Here is a 16,610-nt window from a genome sequence, read left to right on the forward strand (position 1 = left end):
CTGCCGGGCCGGGACCGGGGCCCACCTTTCCCCGAATGGCCCGTGCGCACACGGGGCACCCTTCTCAGGCACCGCGACGACCGTCGCCGGCGTGACCGCGCCAGGCGGCCGTTCCGGGGAGGCAGGGCCGTTCCGGGGAGGCCGTGTCCAGCCCCGGTCCGGCCACAACCGGACACGACGGGCCGCATCGCCGCGGCCGCGCCCCCACCGACCGCCGCACGGGCGCCTCGGCCGGAACGGCCCGCGCCGGACGGCCTGTTGAGGGCCGGTGACACCGGTGACGGAGTGTCAGGCCGACGGTAGCCTCCAGCGCCGAGGCGTCCTGGGCGGCGGTGGAGCCGGGCCTCGCGTCGACTGCGGGGGAGGGGTTCTGGTTGCTCCTTCGTCAAGACTCGTACCGCTCACTGGCCGAACCGCCCCACCGGCCCCTAACCTACCGCCTTGTTGGATCAAATGATCGACCAAAGGGACGGCCGGGTGATGGTGATCGTGTCCGGACGACGAATACCGGCCAAAGGACTCGCCGTGGCACTCGCCGGCGGTGCGCTCTCCGGACCGGCCGCGCGGGAGGGCGCGTGACGGCCCTCGCGCATCCCGGGGCGGAGGCGGGCGCGGTTCCCGTCGCGGGTACGGCGGCCATGGGCGGCCCCGTATGCCGTCGCACTCCTCGCGCCGGCCCGTCCGCCACGGCTGCGCGACGTCACCTGACACACGACCAGACCTGGGAGGACCTTCGTGTCTGCCTCGATCCCCATACTCCCGCCGGGCTTCCGGTTCGGCATGTCGACCTCGGCCTACCAGATCGAGGGCGCGGCCGGCATCGACGGCAAGGGCCCCAGCATCTGGGACACCCTCACCGCGCGTCCCGGCACCGTCCGCCACGGCGAGGACGCCACGACCGCCATCGACCACTACCACCGGTACGGGGAGGACGTACGGCACATCGCGGAGGCCGGCACCCACGACTACCGTTTCTCCTTCTCCTGGCCCCGCGTGATGCCCCGGGGCACCGCCGCCGTCAATCCCCTGGGACTCGACTTCTACGACCGCCTGGTGGACCGTCTCCTGGAGGCGGGGGTGCGCCCGGTCCCGACGCTCTACCACTGGGACCTGCCCCAGGCGCTGGAGGACACCGGTGGCTGGCTGAACCGGGACACGGCCCTCGCGTTCGCCGAGTACACGAGCGTGCTGGCGGAACGGCTCGGCGACCGGGTCAGGCACTGGATCACGATGAACGAGATGAACGTCCACACCCTCTACGGGTACGCGCTGACCGACCACGCGCCCGCCCGCGGGCTCGGCCTGGCCGCGCTGCCCGCCGCGCACCACCAGCTCCTGGCGCACGGTCTCGCCGTCCAGGTGCTGCGCGCCCACGGGGCAGCCGCCGTCGGTGTCGCGGGGCAGCACTTCCCGGTCTCCCCCGCGAGCGACGACCCGGCCGACGTCGAGGCCGCCGCGATCTTCTCCGACCTGACGAACTGGACCTTCTCCGATCCCGTCCTGCTCGGCGACTACCCCCACGAGCTGATCCGGGCCGGTGTCGGCACGTCCGGCGGCCGACTCGCCGAGGACCTCGAACTCATCAGCGCCCCGCTCGACTTCTACGGTGTCAACTTCTACGAGCCGACGGTGATCGAGGCTCCGCGCGAGGGCAAGGACTACCGCGGTGTGATGGAGGTCGACTTCCCCGAGGGACTGCCGTTCTCCCCCGTGCCGGTGGAGGGAGCCGAGCGCACCGACTTCGGCTGGGCGATCGTGCCGTCCGCGCTGACCGGCATCCTGCGGGAACTGCGCGACCGCTACCCGTCGCTGCCGCCCCTGGTCGTCACCGAGAACGGCGCGTCCTTCCACGACGCCGGTCCCGACGACGGCGGAAGGGTCGCCGATCCCCGCAGGATCGCCTACCTGGACGCGCACTTGCGGGCTGTCGGCGACGCGATCGCCGACGGTGTCGACGTGCGCGGCTACTACGTGTGGTCGGCGTTCGACAACTTCGAGTGGGCCGCCGGCTACGACGAACGGTTCGGCCTCGTGCACGTCGACCGAGCGACCCTGCGGCGGACGCGCAAGGACTCCTGGTACTGGTTCCGCGACGTCATCGCCGCCCAGCCCGCGGCCCCGTCTCAGGAGCGTGACGGCACCGGGTCCGCAGGCGCCCTCAGCTGATCGACGAAGGCCGTGGCGAGACGCGGCAGACGCTCGCCGCGGCCTTCCTCGGCCCACCCGTCGACGAGGCTGAGCAGCGTGCTTCCCTCGACGAGGATGATGAAGTCGTCGATGACGTCGTCGTCCTCGACACCGGGCCGGAGTTCGCCGCGCTCCCGCGCCTCGCGCATGCAGACGCGCAGCAGTTCCCGAATCTCCCGGTGCGAGTCCCGCCGCGCCGCGGCCAGCCGCGGGCTGGACAGCGCCGCCCCGGCGAAGGCCACGTTGACATGCGCGTCGGCGGCCCGCTCCTCGTCGAGGGGAAGCACCGCGTCCAGGGCCACGCGCAGCGCGTCGAGGCCGAACAGGTCTCCGCCCAGCCCGAAGGCACGCCCGACGATGCGGCTGTAGACGGCCGTCTGAGCCGCGACCAGGATGTCGTCCTTGCCGCCGAGGAAATGGGCGAGGACGCTCAGCGAACAGCCCGCCTCGTCGGCGATGGCCCGGGTGGTGGTCCCCTCCACCCCGCGGGCACGGACCACCCGCCAGGTGGCCGCCAGCAACTCCGCCCGCCTGCTCTCGTGGTCCACCAGCTTCGGCATCCGCCCAGCCTAGTGCCGTGACCATGACGGCCACGGCCCCGGTCGGCGGCAGGACGCGGGCGCCGCCGGTGGGTTGCGGCACGCCGGAGACTTCGGCGGCCGCCGACGCCATGATCGGCACCGCCGGGCAGCCGGGGCTCGGCCACGTGAACACTCCGAGGACGTCATCGCGGCACGCCGGAGCGGAGACGGCCGGAATCCGGCGGGGCCGACGGGAAGCGCGGACCCGCCGGGACACCGAGTGGGCCGGTCGGTTCCGTCCGGACCGGGGGCCGGGCCTGGCCGGGTCAGGTGTCGCCGCCCCGCTCGGTGGAGACGCCGAGCAACAGCGTCGGCAGGAATCGCCGTTCGAGTTCGCCCGGGGGCAGCCGGTCCGGCTCGACGTAGCTCTGGGCGAGCCCGCCCTCCCGCATCGCGACCAGCAGGCGGGCCAGCTGATCGGGGTCGACGTCGACGCTGCGGCCGGCGCGGTGGAGGACGTCGACGAGCAGCCGGGAGATCTCGGCCCGCAGCCGCGCGTCATGCTCCGCCAGCACCCGCGCGGCCTCGGGATGACGGATGGCGTACAGGGTGAACTCCGTCGAGACCAGGTACCAGGCGCGTTCGCCCGGTTCGATCCGGGAGAGCAGTTCGGCGAAGCGGCCGAGCGCCGGGGCGTCGCTGCCCACCTCCTCGACCAGGGCCTTGAGGCTGGTGACCACGCGCTCGCTGTGTGCGTCGAACAGGGCGAAGAACAGCTCTTCCTTGGTCTTGAAGTTGGAGTAGAAGGCGCCTCGCGTATAGCCGGCCCGCTCGCAGATCTGCTCGATCGTCGCCGCGTGGAAGCCCCGCTCGGCGAACACCTCCAGCGCCGCGCCGAGCAGCGCGGCCGTGGTCCGGGGACGTCGCTTCGTCGTGCCTCTGGGCATCGCATCCCTTCCTGAGCCTTGACGCTGTCTCCGCGCCTCCGTCAGGATACGCGGACGTATCCGATACATCGATGTATCCGATAGGGCGGACCGTCGCCCACCGACCCCGGGAGCACTCCATGACGACCATCCTGTCGGAGAACTCAGGTCCTGCCGCCGGACCCGGATCCGGAGGCCTGGCGTTCCCCGCGCCCCCGGTCTTCGACTCGGTCGAGGAGGAGCGGACCTACCGCAAGCAGCAACTCGCCGCCGGCTTTCGGCTGTTCGGCAGGTTCGGCTTCTCGGAGGGCGTGGCCGGGCACATCACCGTGCGCGACCCGGGGAATCCGCGGGCCTTCTGGGTCAATCCGTTCGGCATGAGCTTCAACCAGATCAAGGCCTCCGATCTGATCCTGGTCGACCACTCGGGCACGGTGCTGCACGGCGACCGCCCGGTGAACCGGGCGGCCTTCGTGATCCACTCCCAGGTGCACGCCGCCCGCCCGGACGCGGTCGCGGCCGCGCACGCGCATTCGCTGCACGGCAAGGCGTTCGCCAGCCTCGGTGTCCCGCTGGACCCGATCACCCAGGACGCCTGCGCGTTCTTCGAGGACCACGGCCTGTACGCGGACTACCGGGGTGTGGTCGGCGAACTCGAGGAGGGCCGGCGCATCGGCGAGGCCCTCGGCCCCCACAAGGCGGTCATCCTGCAGAACCACGGTCTGCTGACCGTCGGCCACTCGGTCGCGGAGGCCGTGTGGTGGTTCGTCACCATGGAGCGCTCCTGCCAGGCCCAGCTGCTCGCCATGGCCGCCGGAACGCCGAAGCACATTCCCCGTGACGTGGCGCTGGCGACCCGGGAACAGGTCGGCACACACAGCGCGGGCTGGTTCCAGGCACAGCCGCTGTGGGACCAGATCGTCGTCTCGGACCCGGACCTGTTCGACTGACGCCGCTCCTCCACTCGGACCACGGCTCCGGCGCAAGGGGCCGCTGGTCCCCGCTCGCGCCGTCGTCCGGGGCCGGACGGCACCCCCCGGGCCGGGCGGTTCGGCACACGCACCGCGACGGGGGAACGCCTTACCGTTCAGTGACTCACGCCGCGGCGGGCGTGCTCGCCCGCCCGGCCACCGGGCTCACACCAAGGACCGCGATGAGCATGCCCTCCTCCGCCGACAGGGGCCGGGCCGTCCCGGCGCGGGGCCACCGGCGTGGGCAGTGGGTGCCCCCGCAGCACGGCGCCTGGGCCATGCTGCTCGTCCCGTACCTCGCGGGCCTGATCACCGTCGGGGCCTCGTGGGTGCAGCTGCCGCTCCTCCTCGCCTGGCTGAGCGGCTACATGCTGTCCTACTTCGCCCTGCTGGCGGTCAAGACACATCGCCTCGAAAGGGTCCGCGCCCAGGTGTTCCTCTACGGCGGTGTCACCCTGGCAGCCGGTGTCACCACCCTCGCCGCACGGCCGGAACTGCTTCTCTTCGGGCCGGTCTTCGCCGTGGTGCTCGGGGTCAACGCGGTCTTCGCCTCCGCCCGGCGCGACCGGGCACTGGTGAACGGCCTCGTCTCGGTCCTCGCCGCGGCGCTCGTTCTCCCCGTCGTCGCCGTGGCCGCCGGGGTGACGCCCTGGCGGGTCACCGGCACCTTCCTGGTGACCCTTCTCTACTTCACCGGGTCGCTGCTCTTCGTCAGGACCAGCATCCGCGAGCGCGGCAACCCGCGGATGCTGGCCGTGTCGGCCGGCTTCCACGCCGCCGCCCTGGTGGCGGCCGGCCTGGTGGCCCTGCCGTACGCCGTCCCCTTCGCCGGCTATCTGGTCCGCGCCGTCGTGCTGCCACGGCGCGGACTCGGTCCGAAACAGACCGGTCTGGTCGAGACGGCCGCCTCGGCTCTGCTCCTCGCGTCCGTCGCGATCGTGGAGGGGTGAGGCCGCGGCATCGCTTCCGTGGCACCAATTGAAAGATCAAACTGGCGGGCGGTTAGCATATGAGCACCGCCTAGCTCGAAAGATGAACCTGTGACTGTCAACGAGGACTCGTTCACCAATTGGAAGAACCGCGAGGAGATCGCGGAGTCGATGATCCCCATCATCGGGAAGCTGCACCGGGAGCGGGACGTCACGGTCCTGCTGCACAGCCGCTCCTTGGTGAACAAGTCGGTGGTCAGCATCCTCAAGACCCACCGATTCGCCCGGCAGATCGCCGATGAGGAACTCTCGGTCACCGAGACGCTGCCGTTCCTGCAAGCTCTCACCACCCTCGATCTCGGCCCGTCCCAGATCGACATCGGCATGCTCGCCGCGACGTACAAGACCGACGGCCGCGGCCTCTCGGTCGCGGAGTTCACCGCCGAGGCCGTCGCCGGCGCCACCGGGGCCAACAAGATCGAGCGCCGTGAGGCGCGCGACGTCGTCCTGTACGGGTTCGGCCGCATCGGCCGCCTCCTGGCCCGCCTGCTCATCGAGAAGGCCGGCTCCGGCAACGGTCTGCGGCTGCGCGCCATCGTCGTACGCAAGGCCGCCGGCCAGGACCTCGTCAAGCGCGCCTCGCTGCTGCGCCGCGACTCCATCCACGGCCAGTTCCACGGCACGATCACCGTCGACGAGGCGAACAGCAGGATCATCGCCAACGGCAACGAGATCCAGGTGATCTACTCCGACGACCCGACCTCGGTGGACTACACGGCGTACGGCATCAAGGACGCCATCCTCATCGACAACACCGGCAGGTGGCGCGACCGCGAGGGACTGTCGAAGCACCTCCGCCCCGGCATCGACAAGGTCGTCCTGACCGCCCCCGGCAAGGGCGACGTCCCCAACATCGTCCACGGCGTCAACCACGACATGATCAAGCCGGACGAGCAGATCATCTCCTGCGCGTCCTGCACCACCAACGCGATCGTGCCGCCGCTGAAGGCGATGGAGGACGAGTACGGCGTCCTGCGCGGCCACGTGGAGACGGTCCACTCGTTCACGAACGACCAGAACCTGCTGGACAACTACCACAAGTCCGACCGCCGCGGCCGTTCCGCGCCGCTCAACATGGTGATCACCGAGACCGGTGCCGCCTCCGCCGTCGCCAAGGCCCTGCCCGACCTCAAGGCACGGATCACCGGCAGCTCGATCCGCGTGCCGGTGCCGGACGTCTCGATCGCGATCCTGAACCTGCAGCTCGCGCGCGAGACCACCCGCGAGGAGGTCCTCGACTACCTCCGCGATGTGTCGCTGACCTCCCCGCTCAAGCGCCAGATCGACTTCATCAGCGCTCCCGACGCGGTCTCCAGCGACTTCATCGGCTCGCGCCACGCCTCGATCGTCGACGCCGGCGCCACCAAGGTCGAGGGCGACAACGCGATCCTCTACCTGTGGTACGACAACGAGTTCGGCTACTCCTGCCAGGTCGTCCGCGTCGTGCAGCACGTCTCCGGGGTGGAGTACCCGACCTACCCGGCCCCGGCGGTCTGATCCGGCGGACCGGCCGCCCCCACCTCTGGCCCCGGCGGGGCGGGGTGGGGGCAACCGGTCCTGAGGGCATCCGGCGGCCACCCCGCCCACCCGTCGGCGCCGCGGGGCGGAACGGCCGGCCTGGAACGGGCATGCCGGCGCACTCGCGGACTCCCGGACCTTCGGGCGCGCCAACCCGTGGGCCTTCGGGCGCGCCGGCCCTCCGCCTTCGGGCGCGCCGGCCCTCGGACCCCGCGGACCGTATGACCGCCGGGCCCGATCCGGGGCGGCACCGCGGTCAGGCCAGGCCCCTCTCCCGCATCGCCAGCCAGGTGCGGCTGGCGACGTCCGGGTCGTCGAGATCGGCGCCGAGCAGCCGGACGGCCGTACCCATGCGGTGGCGCAGGGTGTTGCGGTGCACGCCCAGGTCGGCGGCGGCCCGTTCCCACTGCCCGCGGTGACGCAGGTAGGCGGCCACCGCCGGGACGAGGTCCGCGCGGCGGTAGGACAGCAGCGGTTCCAGCGAGGGCGCGGCGGTACGTGTGTCCTCGCCCTCCGCGCTCATGTCGCGCAGCGTCCCGGCGGACTGCGCCGCGAGGGCCCGGCGCAGCGCGGCCGGCTGGTGATGCAGCTCGGACAGCCCCGTCTCCGCCCCGAGCAGCGCCTTCGCCCTCACGGGGTGTTCCGTGGTGAGGCGGCGGACCGCCTCGAGGGCGGTGGGTACGTCGGCCGGGTCGAGCAGTGCCCATACCTCGTCGGGTTCGGCCAGGGCGATCAGCTGGCGGTGGGGTGCGGCGACGGCCGGCTCCAGGGCGTCGAGGATGTCGTCCGCGGCGCCGGCCGGCCCGGCCAGGCCCAGCACGCGTACCCGGCGCGGAAGCGTGCACAGGTCGAGTTCCGCCGCGAGCGAGCGGGCCGCGTCGGCACGGCCGCTCAGCAGCAGCCGGGCCACGCAGGCGCGGGAGGCCCGTGAGGCGGCGGTACCGCGGCGCTGCTGCTCGCTCTGGAGGGCCAGCAACGCGCAGGCGGTGAGCACGAGTTGCCGGTCGGCCGCCCGCATGGGGCGGGGGCAGCCGGTGGCCACGAACCCGCTGAGCCGGCCGCGTCCGGCCAGCGGGTGCAGCACCACGTCCTCGTCGCCGAGCGGGAAGGTCGCCGAGGAGTGCGGGCCCGCGGCGCGCAGCCTGGCGGCCTCGTCGGCGACCTCGCGGGCGCTGGCGCGGCGACCGCGCGGCCAGACCTCGAGCACCTCGCCCGCCGGGCCGAGCCGGGCGGCCCAGCCCTCGACGGCGGCGGCCAGGATGCGCACCACGGCCGATGCGGGAGCCGGCCCGGCCGCGGCCCTGACCAGGTCCCGGTGGGCGCCGAGGGCGGCGGTGAGTTCCTCCTGTCCGGCGGCGGCCAGGAGTGACCAGTAGGTGCGTGCGACCACCAGGAACGGCGTCGGGGCGGGCACGGTCAGCAGCGGCAGCCCGGCGTCGGAGCACGCCTCGATCAGTGTTCCCGGCACGGAGGAGTGCACCGGTCCCAGGCCGAGGCCGAGGCCCGCGATGCCGTGGCCCGCCAGCCTGGTGGCGTAGGCGCGGGCCTGGGTGGTCTGGCCGGTCAGGCCCATGCCGGTGGTGAGCAGCAGTTCGCCGCCGGACAGGTAGGGGGTCGGGTCGGTCAGCTCGCTCACGTGGACGCCGGTGACCTCTCGGCGGGGCATGGGGTTCTCGGGGAAGACCGGCGCGAGGTCGTCGCCGAGGGCACGCACCAGTACGTCGAGGGTCGGCACGGGCTTCCTCCCGGGTCGCGGATCAGTGTTGTGCATTCTGCACCATGTGTGCGCCGATCCGGTCGGATCGTCCAGGGTCCCGGGGTCGCGGCGGTGCCTACGATGCGGCGCACGATCCTCAGGTCTCCGGCTCTCGGAAGGACCCCCGTGACCAACGACGTCTCCTTTGCCGCGCCCTCTCCCGGGCCGAGCGCGCCGCTCACCTCCGCGCCGCTCACCTCCCCCGCCGTTCCGCAGCCCGAGCAGCGCCGCATCCTGCGCACCGCGCTCCCCGGCCCCCGCTCGCGGCAGTTGCAGCGGCGCCGCGACGCCGCGCTGCCGAACGGGCTGGGCGTCACGCTGCCGGTCTTCGTGGAGCGGGCGGGCGGTGGCGTCCTCGTGGACGTGGACGGCAACCACCTGATCGACTTCGCCTCCGGCATCGCGGTGACCAGCGTGGGGGCCAGCGCCCCCGCCGTGGTCACCCGGGTGCGGGAGCAGGCGGCCCGCTTCACCCACACCTGCTTCCTGGTGACCGAGTACGACGGCTACGTGGAGGTCGCCGAGCGGCTGAACGCGCTCACGCCCGGCGACCACCCCAAGCGGACCGCGCTGTTCTCCACCGGCGCTGAGGCGGTGGAGAACGCCGTCAAGATCGCCCGTGCGGCAACCGGCCGCCCCGGCGTGGTGGTCTTCGACCACGCCTACCACGGCCGGAGCATGATGACACTGGCGATGACCGCCAAGGAGGTGCCGTACAAGAGCGGCTTCGGGCCCTTCCCCGGCGAGGTGCACCGGGCCCCTTACGCCTGTCCGCTGCGCGGTCCTGGCGGTCCGGGCGGCGTGGCGGAGCAGGCGCTCGCCGCGCTGCGGGAGCTGCTCGAGCGTGTCGGCGCGGACACGGTCGCGGCGGTGGTCGTGGAACCGCTGCAGGGCGAGGGCGGGTTCGTGGTGCCGGCGCCCGGGTTCCTCGCGGGTGTGGAGCGCATCGCGCGCGAGCACGGCATCGTGCTGGTCGCCGACGAGGTGCAGGCCGGGATGGGCCGCACCGGGACGGTGTTCGCCTCCGAGCACGAGGGGATCGTCCCCGACCTGGTCTGCACGGCCAAGGCACTCGGCGGCGGGCTGCCGCTGGCCGCGGTCACCGGCCGGGCCGAGCTGATGGACGCGGTGGCGCCCGGCGGGCTCGGCGGCACGTACGCCGGCAACCCGGTGGCCTGCGCGGCGGCGCTCGGAGTCCTGGAGATGCTGGCGGACGGGACGCTGCTGCACCGTGCCCGGCGGATCGAGAGGACCGTCCGCGAGCAACTGGAGCCGCTGGCCGCCGAGCTGCCGGCGGTGGCCGAGGTGCGCGGCCGCGGGGCGATGATGGCCGTCGAGTTCGTACGCCCGGGCTCCCTGGAGCCGGACGCGGAACTGGCGCGGGCGGTGGCCGCCCGGTGCCACGCGGAGGGTGTTCTCACCCTGGTGTGCGGCACCTACGGCAATGTCATCCGGCTGCTGCCGCCGCTGGTCATTCCCGAGGACCTGCTCCGCGAGGGACTGGACGTGCTGGCCGCCTCGATCCGGAGCGCGTCGTGAGCCCCGCGGCGGCCGGACAGGCCGAGGTGAGCCGGGATCCGCGCACCGGTGCCAGTACCGAAGGCCCCGCCGTCACCGCGCCGGGCGAGGTGGCCCGGCTGGCAGCGGCGGCGGCCCGGGACGCCGAGCGGGTCACCGCCGTGGCGCCTGCGGTGCGGGCCGGCTGGCTGGGCGCGGTGGCCGAGGCGCTGGAGCGCGAGGCCGCGGAACTGGCCGCGCTGGCGGACGAGGAGACGGCGCTCGGCATGGAGCGGCTGCGCGGCGAGATCGGCCGCGCGGCGGCGCAGGCCCGCTTCTACGGTTCGGTCGCCGCAGAGGGCGGCTGGCTGGACGTCCGCATCGACAGCGGCGACGGCGGCCCCGACCTGCGCCGGATGAACCGGCCACTGGGCCCGGTCGCGGTGTTCGGCGCGAGCAACTTCCCCTTCGGCTTCGGGGTGGCGGGGCACGACACCGCCTCCGCGCTGGCGGCGGGATGCCCGGTCCTGGCCAAGGCCCACCCAGCGCACCCGCGCCTGAGCGCACGGCTCGGCGCCACGGTGACGGCCGCGCTGCACCGGGCCGGCGCCCCGGACGGCGCCTTCGCCCTGGTGACCGGCTTCGACGCGGGTCTGGCCCTGGTGGACGCGCCGGAGGTCGCCGCGGTGGCGTTCACCGGATCCCAGAGCGGCGGCATGGCCCTCGTGGAGCGGGCGGCGCGGCGGTCCGTGCCCGTCCCGGTCTTCGCCGAGATGGGCACGGTCAACCCGGCGGTGCTGACCCCCGCCGCATGTGCCACGGACGGCGGTGTCCGGCGGGCGGCGGCCGGTTTCGCCGCCTCCTTCGCCCTGGGCCAGGGGCAGTTCTGCACCAAGCCCGGTCTGCTGCTGGCACCGCGCGGCAGCGGAGCCGCGGAGGCCGCGGGCGAGGCTCTGGCCGGGGCAGAGCCGGGCTGGCTGCTGACGGAGAATATCGCCGCCGCCTACCGGCAGGGCGTCGCGGACCTGGTGGCGGCCGGCGCGCGTCCGGTCGCCTCGGTGGCCGCCGCAGCGGAGGGCTTCACGGCGTCCCCCACCGTCCTCGCCGCACCCGCCGAGGCACTGCGTCCCGGCTCGCCGCTGCTGGCGGAGTGCTTCGGCCCGGTGGCGCTGGTCGTGGAGTACGACGGCGCGGCTCAGTTGCGGGAGTTGCTGGGGCGGCTCCAGCCGAGCCTGGCGGCGGCGGTCGCCTCGGCCGGGGCCACCGACCCCGACCTGCCGTGGCTGGTGGCGCTGCTGTCCGGGCGGACGGGCCGGGTGGTGGTCGACGGCTGGCCGACCGGCGTGGCGACGTCGTGGGCGCAGCAGCACGGCGGCCCCTGGCCCGCGACGAGCCGCCCGGACGCCACCAGCGTGGGCGCCGCGGCCCTGGATCGTTTCACCAGGCCGGTGGCCCTCCAGGACGTGCCGCAGACGGCGCTTCCCGAACCGCTGCGCGACGGCAACCCCTGGCGGGTGCCACGCCGCGTCGGCGGCATTCTGGAAGGAGCCGCCGCATGAGGCGCCGGACGGTCCGCCCCTGCGCGGCCGCGACGCACCGGGCCCGCGTCCTCGCCGGCCTTCCCGGCCTTCCCGGCCTGCGGGGAGGTGTGCGATGAGCGGCGGCCCGCTGGACGGGATCCTGGTCGCCGACTTCAGCCGGGTGCTGGCCGGGCCGCTGTGCACGATGACCCTGGCCGACCTCGGTGCCACCGTGGTCAAGGTGGAACGTCCGGGTTCCGGCGACGACACCCGGTCCTGGGGTCCTCCGTGGTCGGCGTCCTCCACGACGTACTTCGAGAGCGTCAACCGTTCCAAGCTGAGTGTCGCGCTCGACCTGGCGGACAGCGGCGATCTGGCGCCGGCCCGGGAACTGGCCCGGCGCGCCGACGTACTGGTGGAGAACTTCCGGCCCGGCACCCTGGACCGGTACGGCCTCGGCTACGACCAGGTGTCGGCCCGCAATCCCGGTGTCGTCTACTGCTCGGTGACCGGTTTCGGCAGCGGAGCGGGCGCGGACCTGCTCGGCTACGACTTCGTGGTGCAGGCGGTCGGCGGTCTGATGAGCATCACCGGGGACGCCGACGGCGAGCCCACCAAGGCGGGTGTCGCCCTGGTGGACGTGCTCACCGGCAAGGACGCCGCCGTGGCGGTGCTCGCCGCGCTGGCGGGCAGGGCCCGCACCGGGCGCGGCTGCCGGGTCGAGGTCAACCTGCTCTCCAGCCTGCTGGGATCCCTGGTCAACCAGGCGCAGTCGTTCCTCGAGACAGGCCGTCCGCCGGGCCGGATGGGCAACCGCCACCCGTCGATCGCCCCGTACGAGACGCTGCGCTGCCGTGACGGGCTGCTCGCCGTGGCGTGCGGCAACGACGGCCAGTTCGCGCGGATGGCGGCGGTGCTCGGCGCGCCCGGTCTGGCGGCGGACGAGCGGTTCGCCGCCAATGCCGCCCGGGTGGCCAACCGCGAGGCACTGGTGGCCGCGCTCGAGGAGCGGCTGGCCACGGCGGAATGTGCCGTGTGGCAGGAGCGCCTGACCGCCGCGGCGGTTCCGGCGGGCCGCGTCGGCACCGTGGCCGACGGCTTCGCCCTGGCCGAGCGGCTGGGCCTGGACCCCACCACCGCGCCGGCCGGCGGCGGCACGCCCTCGCCGCGCCACCCGGCGTCCTACTCCACCCCCATGGTCCGCCCGGCGGCCCCGCCGCCCGGCCTCGGTGCGGACGGCGAACGCGTCCGGGCCTGGCTGGCCGACCCGCAGTCCCCTCCCCTGCCCCATCCCTCACGAGAGGTGCCCCGATGAACACCGTGAACCCGGCGAACGCCGCGAGCTCGACGAACCCGATGGACACGATGAGTACGAAGACCCCCGGCCGCAGGGCCGATCCGCTGGACCTGGCCGGTATCGACGACCTGCTCAGCCCCGAGGAGAAGGCGGTCCGGGCGGCCGTCCGCCAGGTGTGCGACCGCGCCGTCGACCCGTACGTCGCCGAGTGGTTCGAGTCCGGTGAGTTGCCGGTGATCCGCGAACTCGCCAGGGAACTGGGCACGTTGGGGCTGCTGGGCATGCACCTGGAGGGCTACGGCTGCCCCGGGATGAGCGCGGTCGACTACGGCCTGGCCTGCCTGGAACTGGAGGCCAGCGACTCCGGCATCCGTTCCCTGGTGAGTGTGCAGGGCTCGCTGGCGATGTACGCGATCTGGCGGCACGGCAGTGAGGAGCAGAAGCGGGAGTGGCTGCCGCGGATGGCCTCGGGCGAGGCCATCGGCTGCTTCGGCCTGACCGAGCCCGATCACGGCTCCGACCCCGGCTCGATGCGCACCAGGGCCCGCAGGGACGGCGGCGACTGGGTGCTGGACGGCACCAAGATGTGGATCACCAACGGTTCCGTCGCGGATGTCGCGGTGGTCTGGGCGCAGACCGACGAGGGTGTGCGGGGCTTCGTCGTCCCGGCCGGCACCGCGGGCTTCAGCGCCCGCACCATCAAGCACAAGATGTCCCTGCGTGCCTCGGTGACCAGTGAACTCGTCCTGGAGTCCGTGCGCCTGCCCGGGTCGGCCGCGCTGCCGGAGGTGCGGGGCCTGCGCGGCCCGCTGTCCTGCCTCAACGAGGCGCGGTACGGGATCCTCTGGGGCTCCATGGGCGCGGCACGCAGCGCCTTCCGGGCCGCGCTCGCATACGCCGGTGAGCGGTCCCAGTTCGGCCGCCCGATCGGCGGTTTCCAGCTGACGCAGGCGAAGCTGGCGCAGATGGCGGTGGAGCTCACCAACGGAACCCTGCTGGCGCTGCACCTGGGCCGCCGCAAGGACGCGGTGGGGTTGCGCCCGGAGCAGGTGAGCCTGGGCAAGCTCAACAACGTCACCAAGGCGCTGGAGATCTGCCGCTCCGCGCGGACGATCCTCGGTGCCAACGGGATCTCGCTGGAGTACCCGGTGATCCGGCACATGAACAACCTGGAGTCGGTGCTGACGTACGAGGGCACGCCCGAGATGCACACGCTGGTCATCGGCCAGGCCCTCACCGGCCAGGCGGCCTTCCGCTGACGCACCAACCCCGTGCCCGCGGCGGCACGGGGACCCGTCCGGGCCCCGCAGCGCTTCGCCCCGTCGACCGGTCGGTCGGCGGGGCGAAGTGCTGCGGGTTCGGCGGCCGGTGCGGGTGCGGCCCGGCACCGTGCCGGCGGGGCGTGCCCGCAGCCCGCGGCCCCGCCCTGTGGCCCACCGGTACCGGGTGTCTCCCGGCCGCGGGCGGGGACGGGGCCGCGCGCCTGGCAGACAGAGGGCCGCGCGCCGGCGGGGCGGCCGTGCGACCGCGGGTGCCGCCGGGGACGCGACGCCCGGCCGCGAGTCCACCCTCGTCGCCTCAGCCCCGGCCCGCTCCGGAGCCGTGGCCGGCGACAACGGCGCGGCCGGCGGGGGCGGCCCTCGACAGGGTGAGTGCTGCGGCCGCGTACAGGACGCCGCAGGCAGGACTCCTGCTGGTCGCCGCCGATCGCGGGGCCACCGCCGCGCCGCGGGCCGCAGCGGACCGGCTCGTTCCCCGGCTCCCCGGCTCATGCGGGCCCCTTCGGCCCCTCGGTCCCTGGGGCGTCGGCCCCGGCGCCCTCCCCATACGGCAACGCCGGCCTCCAGGACCACGAACCTGGTCCTGGAGGCCGGCGTCACGCAGGTACCGGTCAGGCGTCGACCGTCATACGGTCCGCCCCTGAGCCGGGCTCCCGCTCCGGGCCGGCTCCCGCCTTGGGGACGGCGTCGTCGTAAGGGGCGTCGCTGCGCCCGTAGGTGCGATGCACGGCCATGTAGACCAGGCCGGTGCCGATGACGACCACGGCGGACAGCGGCACGATCCAGTTGTCGTACCAGGGGGTGCCTGGGGTGCGCGGCCAGCACATGTTGACGATGGCGATCACGCCGTACGCGAGGGCCGCGACGTTCACCGGCAGGCCCCAGCGTCCGAGGCGGTACTTCCCGCTGGGCTGCCAGCCCTTGAGCCGGGCGCGCAGTGCGGCGAGCACCACCATCTGGAAGCCGATGTAGATGCCGACGGCGGCGAAGCTGATCACCTTGGTCAGGGCATCGGTGGAGGCCTTGGAGCCGATCACGATGACGGCGGGCACCACGGCGGCGAGCAGCAGGGAGTACGGCGGGACGTGCTTGGCCTGGGAGAACTTCCGCAGCAGCCGGCTGCCCATGATCATGTCGTCGCGCCCGTAGCTGAACGCCAGCCGGCTCGCGGCGGCCTGCAGGCTCATCGCGCAGGAGAGGAAGGAGATCAGCACGATGGCGAGGACGATCTTGGAGCCGACGGTGCCGAACGCGTCGTTGAGGAGCTTGGACACCGGGTCGGCGTCCTCGCCCGCGATCACGGCGGGGATGTCGGCGACCGAGAGCACCAGCGCCAGGCAGACGAAGGTGGCGGCGGACCCCCCGATGTAGATGGTGCGGCGCATGGCCTTGGGGATCAGCCGCCCCGGGTCGGGGACCTCTTCTGCGACGTCGCCGCACGCCTCGAAGCCGTAGTACTGGTACACGCCGATCAGCCCGGCCGCGGCGAAGGCCCACAGGTAGCTGTGGTCTCCCTGGGCACCGAAGCCGTCGAAGAGCACTCCGAGGTCGTGGTGCCGGTGGCTGATCAGCAGCCAGCCGCCGACCGCGAGGGCACCGGCGATCTCCGCGACGAAGCCGATCAGGGCTGCCATGGCCAGGACCCTGGTACCCAGGAAGTTGATCACGGTGGCGAGGGCCAGGATCACCAGCGCGCACACGATGGTGGTGTTCACCGTGGCGGTGAAGCCGAAGGTGGCGGCGAGGTAGGGGCCCGCGCCGAAGACGACACTCGCGATGGTGCACAGGAGAGCGATCAGGTACACCCAGCCGGTCATCCAGGCCCAGCGCCGCCCCCAGAGGCGACGGGCCCACGGGTACACACCGCCGGCGACGGGGAACTGGGCGACGATCTCACTGAACACCAGGGCGACCAGCAGCTGGCCGAGGCCGACGATGACGAAGCTCCAGATCATCGGCGGCCCGCCGGTGGCCAGAGCGTAGGCGAAGAGCGAGTAGACGCCGACGACGGGCGAGAGGTAGGTGAAGCCGAGCGAGAAGTTGGCCCAGGGGCTCATGTCTCGCTTGAACTCGGACGTGTAGCCGAGCGAGGCGAGGTGCTCCGCGTCGTTGTCCGTAGGGGTGGCGGGGGTGGGGCTCATGCAGGCT

General features: G+C 73.4%; 13 protein-coding genes. 9 read left to right on the plus strand and 4 right to left on the minus strand.

Going from position 1 to position 16,610, the window contains the following annotated elements:
* Window positions 1–453 precede the first annotated feature (453 nt).
* Window positions 454–579 carry a hypothetical protein gene (locus GUY61_RS41235; RefSeq protein WP_279576831.1) on the plus strand — a complete coding sequence of 42 codons (126 nt, stop codon included), beginning with the start codon at window positions 454–456 and terminating at the stop codon, window positions 577–579.
* A 156-nt stretch (window positions 580–735) separates the two neighbouring features.
* Window positions 736–2,166: a GH1 family beta-glucosidase gene (locus tag GUY61_RS20830; RefSeq protein WP_166631733.1), complete on the plus strand. Its 1,431-nt coding sequence runs from the start codon at window positions 736–738 to the stop codon at window positions 2,164–2,166.
* On the opposite strand, the gene GUY61_RS20835 is transcribed toward GUY61_RS20830, so the two are convergent.
* Complete coding sequence (locus GUY61_RS20835) at window positions 2,124–2,747, minus strand: TetR/AcrR family transcriptional regulator (RefSeq protein ID WP_166631734.1); 624 nt, start codon at window positions 2,745–2,747, stop codon at window positions 2,124–2,126. The two genes, GUY61_RS20830 and GUY61_RS20835, sit on opposite strands and share 43 nt — an antisense overlap.
* A 287-nt stretch (window positions 2,748–3,034) precedes the next feature.
* Complete coding sequence (locus GUY61_RS20840; protein WP_166631735.1) at window positions 3,035–3,655, minus strand: TetR/AcrR family transcriptional regulator; 621 nt, start codon at window positions 3,653–3,655, stop codon at window positions 3,035–3,037.
* 119 nt (window positions 3,656–3,774) lie between these two features.
* Here GUY61_RS20840 and GUY61_RS20845 point away from each other — a divergent pair, with 119 nt between their 5' ends.
* The 3 genes from GUY61_RS20845 (at window position 3,775) to GUY61_RS20855 (ending at window position 7,091) form a co-directional block, all read left to right on the plus strand.
* Entirely contained in the window at window positions 3,775–4,584 is an 810-nt protein-coding gene (locus GUY61_RS20845) for a class II aldolase/adducin family protein (RefSeq protein ID WP_166631736.1), read from the plus strand.
* Window positions 4,585–4,787: 203 nt separating this feature from the next.
* Window positions 4,788–5,555 (plus strand): YwiC-like family protein, encoded by a 768-nt coding sequence (locus GUY61_RS20850; protein ID WP_208106253.1) that lies wholly within the window; start codon window positions 4,788–4,790, stop codon window positions 5,553–5,555.
* Between the two features lie 90 nt (window positions 5,556–5,645).
* On the plus strand, window positions 5,646–7,091 hold the full coding sequence (locus GUY61_RS20855; protein WP_166631737.1) for a glyceraldehyde-3-phosphate dehydrogenase: 1,446 nt from the start codon (window positions 5,646–5,648) through the stop codon (window positions 7,089–7,091).
* Window positions 7,092–7,368: 277 nt separating this feature from the next.
* On the opposite strand, the gene GUY61_RS20860 is transcribed toward GUY61_RS20855, so the two are convergent.
* Window positions 7,369–8,847 carry a PucR family transcriptional regulator gene (locus GUY61_RS20860; protein WP_166631738.1) on the minus strand — a complete coding sequence of 493 codons (1,479 nt, stop codon included), beginning with the start codon at window positions 8,845–8,847 and terminating at the stop codon, window positions 7,369–7,371.
* Between the two features lie 147 nt (window positions 8,848–8,994).
* Between GUY61_RS20860 and gabT the strand changes: the two genes are divergently transcribed.
* The 4 genes from gabT (at window position 8,995) to GUY61_RS20880 (ending at window position 14,441) form a co-directional block, all read left to right on the plus strand.
* A complete protein-coding gene (gene gabT / locus GUY61_RS20865) occupies window positions 8,995–10,407 on the plus strand; it encodes a 4-aminobutyrate--2-oxoglutarate transaminase (RefSeq protein WP_398956287.1) in 1,413 nt (470 codons plus the stop codon).
* The gene (locus GUY61_RS20870; protein WP_313896765.1) at window positions 10,404–11,924 is read left to right on the plus strand and encodes an aldehyde dehydrogenase family protein; all 1,521 of its coding nucleotides are present in this window, start codon (window positions 10,404–10,406) and stop codon (window positions 11,922–11,924) included. Before gabT ends, GUY61_RS20870 begins: the two co-directional genes overlap by 4 nt.
* A gap of 94 nt (window positions 11,925–12,018) precedes the next feature.
* Window positions 12,019–13,200 (plus strand): CaiB/BaiF CoA-transferase family protein, encoded by a 1,182-nt coding sequence (locus GUY61_RS20875; protein WP_166631740.1) that lies wholly within the window; start codon window positions 12,019–12,021, stop codon window positions 13,198–13,200.
* A gap of 50 nt (window positions 13,201–13,250) precedes the next feature.
* Window positions 13,251–14,441 carry an acyl-CoA dehydrogenase family protein gene (locus GUY61_RS20880; protein WP_166631743.1) on the plus strand — a complete coding sequence of 397 codons (1,191 nt, stop codon included), beginning with the start codon at window positions 13,251–13,253 and terminating at the stop codon, window positions 14,439–14,441.
* A 632-nt stretch (window positions 14,442–15,073) separates the two neighbouring features.
* On the opposite strand, the gene GUY61_RS20885 is transcribed toward GUY61_RS20880, so the two are convergent.
* A partial coding sequence (locus tag GUY61_RS20885; RefSeq protein WP_398956291.1) for an APC family permease occupies window positions 15,074–16,610 on the minus strand: 1,537 nt, incomplete at its 5' end.

The organism is Streptomyces sp. GC420, assembly GCF_009916105.1.
In the GTDB taxonomy this organism is placed as follows: Bacteria; Actinomycetota; Actinomycetes; order Streptomycetales; family Streptomycetaceae; genus Streptomyces.

Coding starts and splice junctions, on each gene's coding strand:
- GUY61_RS20880 (WP_166631743.1), top strand. CDS start 13,251: ATGAGTACGAAGACCCCCGGCCGCAGGGCCGATCCGCTGGACCTGGCC.
- GUY61_RS20840 (WP_166631735.1), bottom strand. CDS start 3,655: ATGCCCAGAGGCACGACGAAGCGACGTCCCCGGACCACGGCCGCGCTG.
- GUY61_RS20875 (WP_166631740.1), top strand. CDS start 12,019: ATGAGCGGCGGCCCGCTGGACGGGATCCTGGTCGCCGACTTCAGCCGG.
- GUY61_RS20845 (WP_166631736.1), top strand. CDS start 3,775: ATGACGACCATCCTGTCGGAGAACTCAGGTCCTGCCGCCGGACCCGGA.
- GUY61_RS20850 (WP_208106253.1), top strand. CDS start 4,788: ATGAGCATGCCCTCCTCCGCCGACAGGGGCCGGGCCGTCCCGGCGCGG.
- GUY61_RS41235 (WP_279576831.1), top strand. CDS start 454: ATGATCGACCAAAGGGACGGCCGGGTGATGGTGATCGTGTCCGGACGA.
- GUY61_RS20835 (WP_166631734.1), bottom strand. CDS start 2,747: ATGCCGAAGCTGGTGGACCACGAGAGCAGGCGGGCGGAGTTGCTGGCG.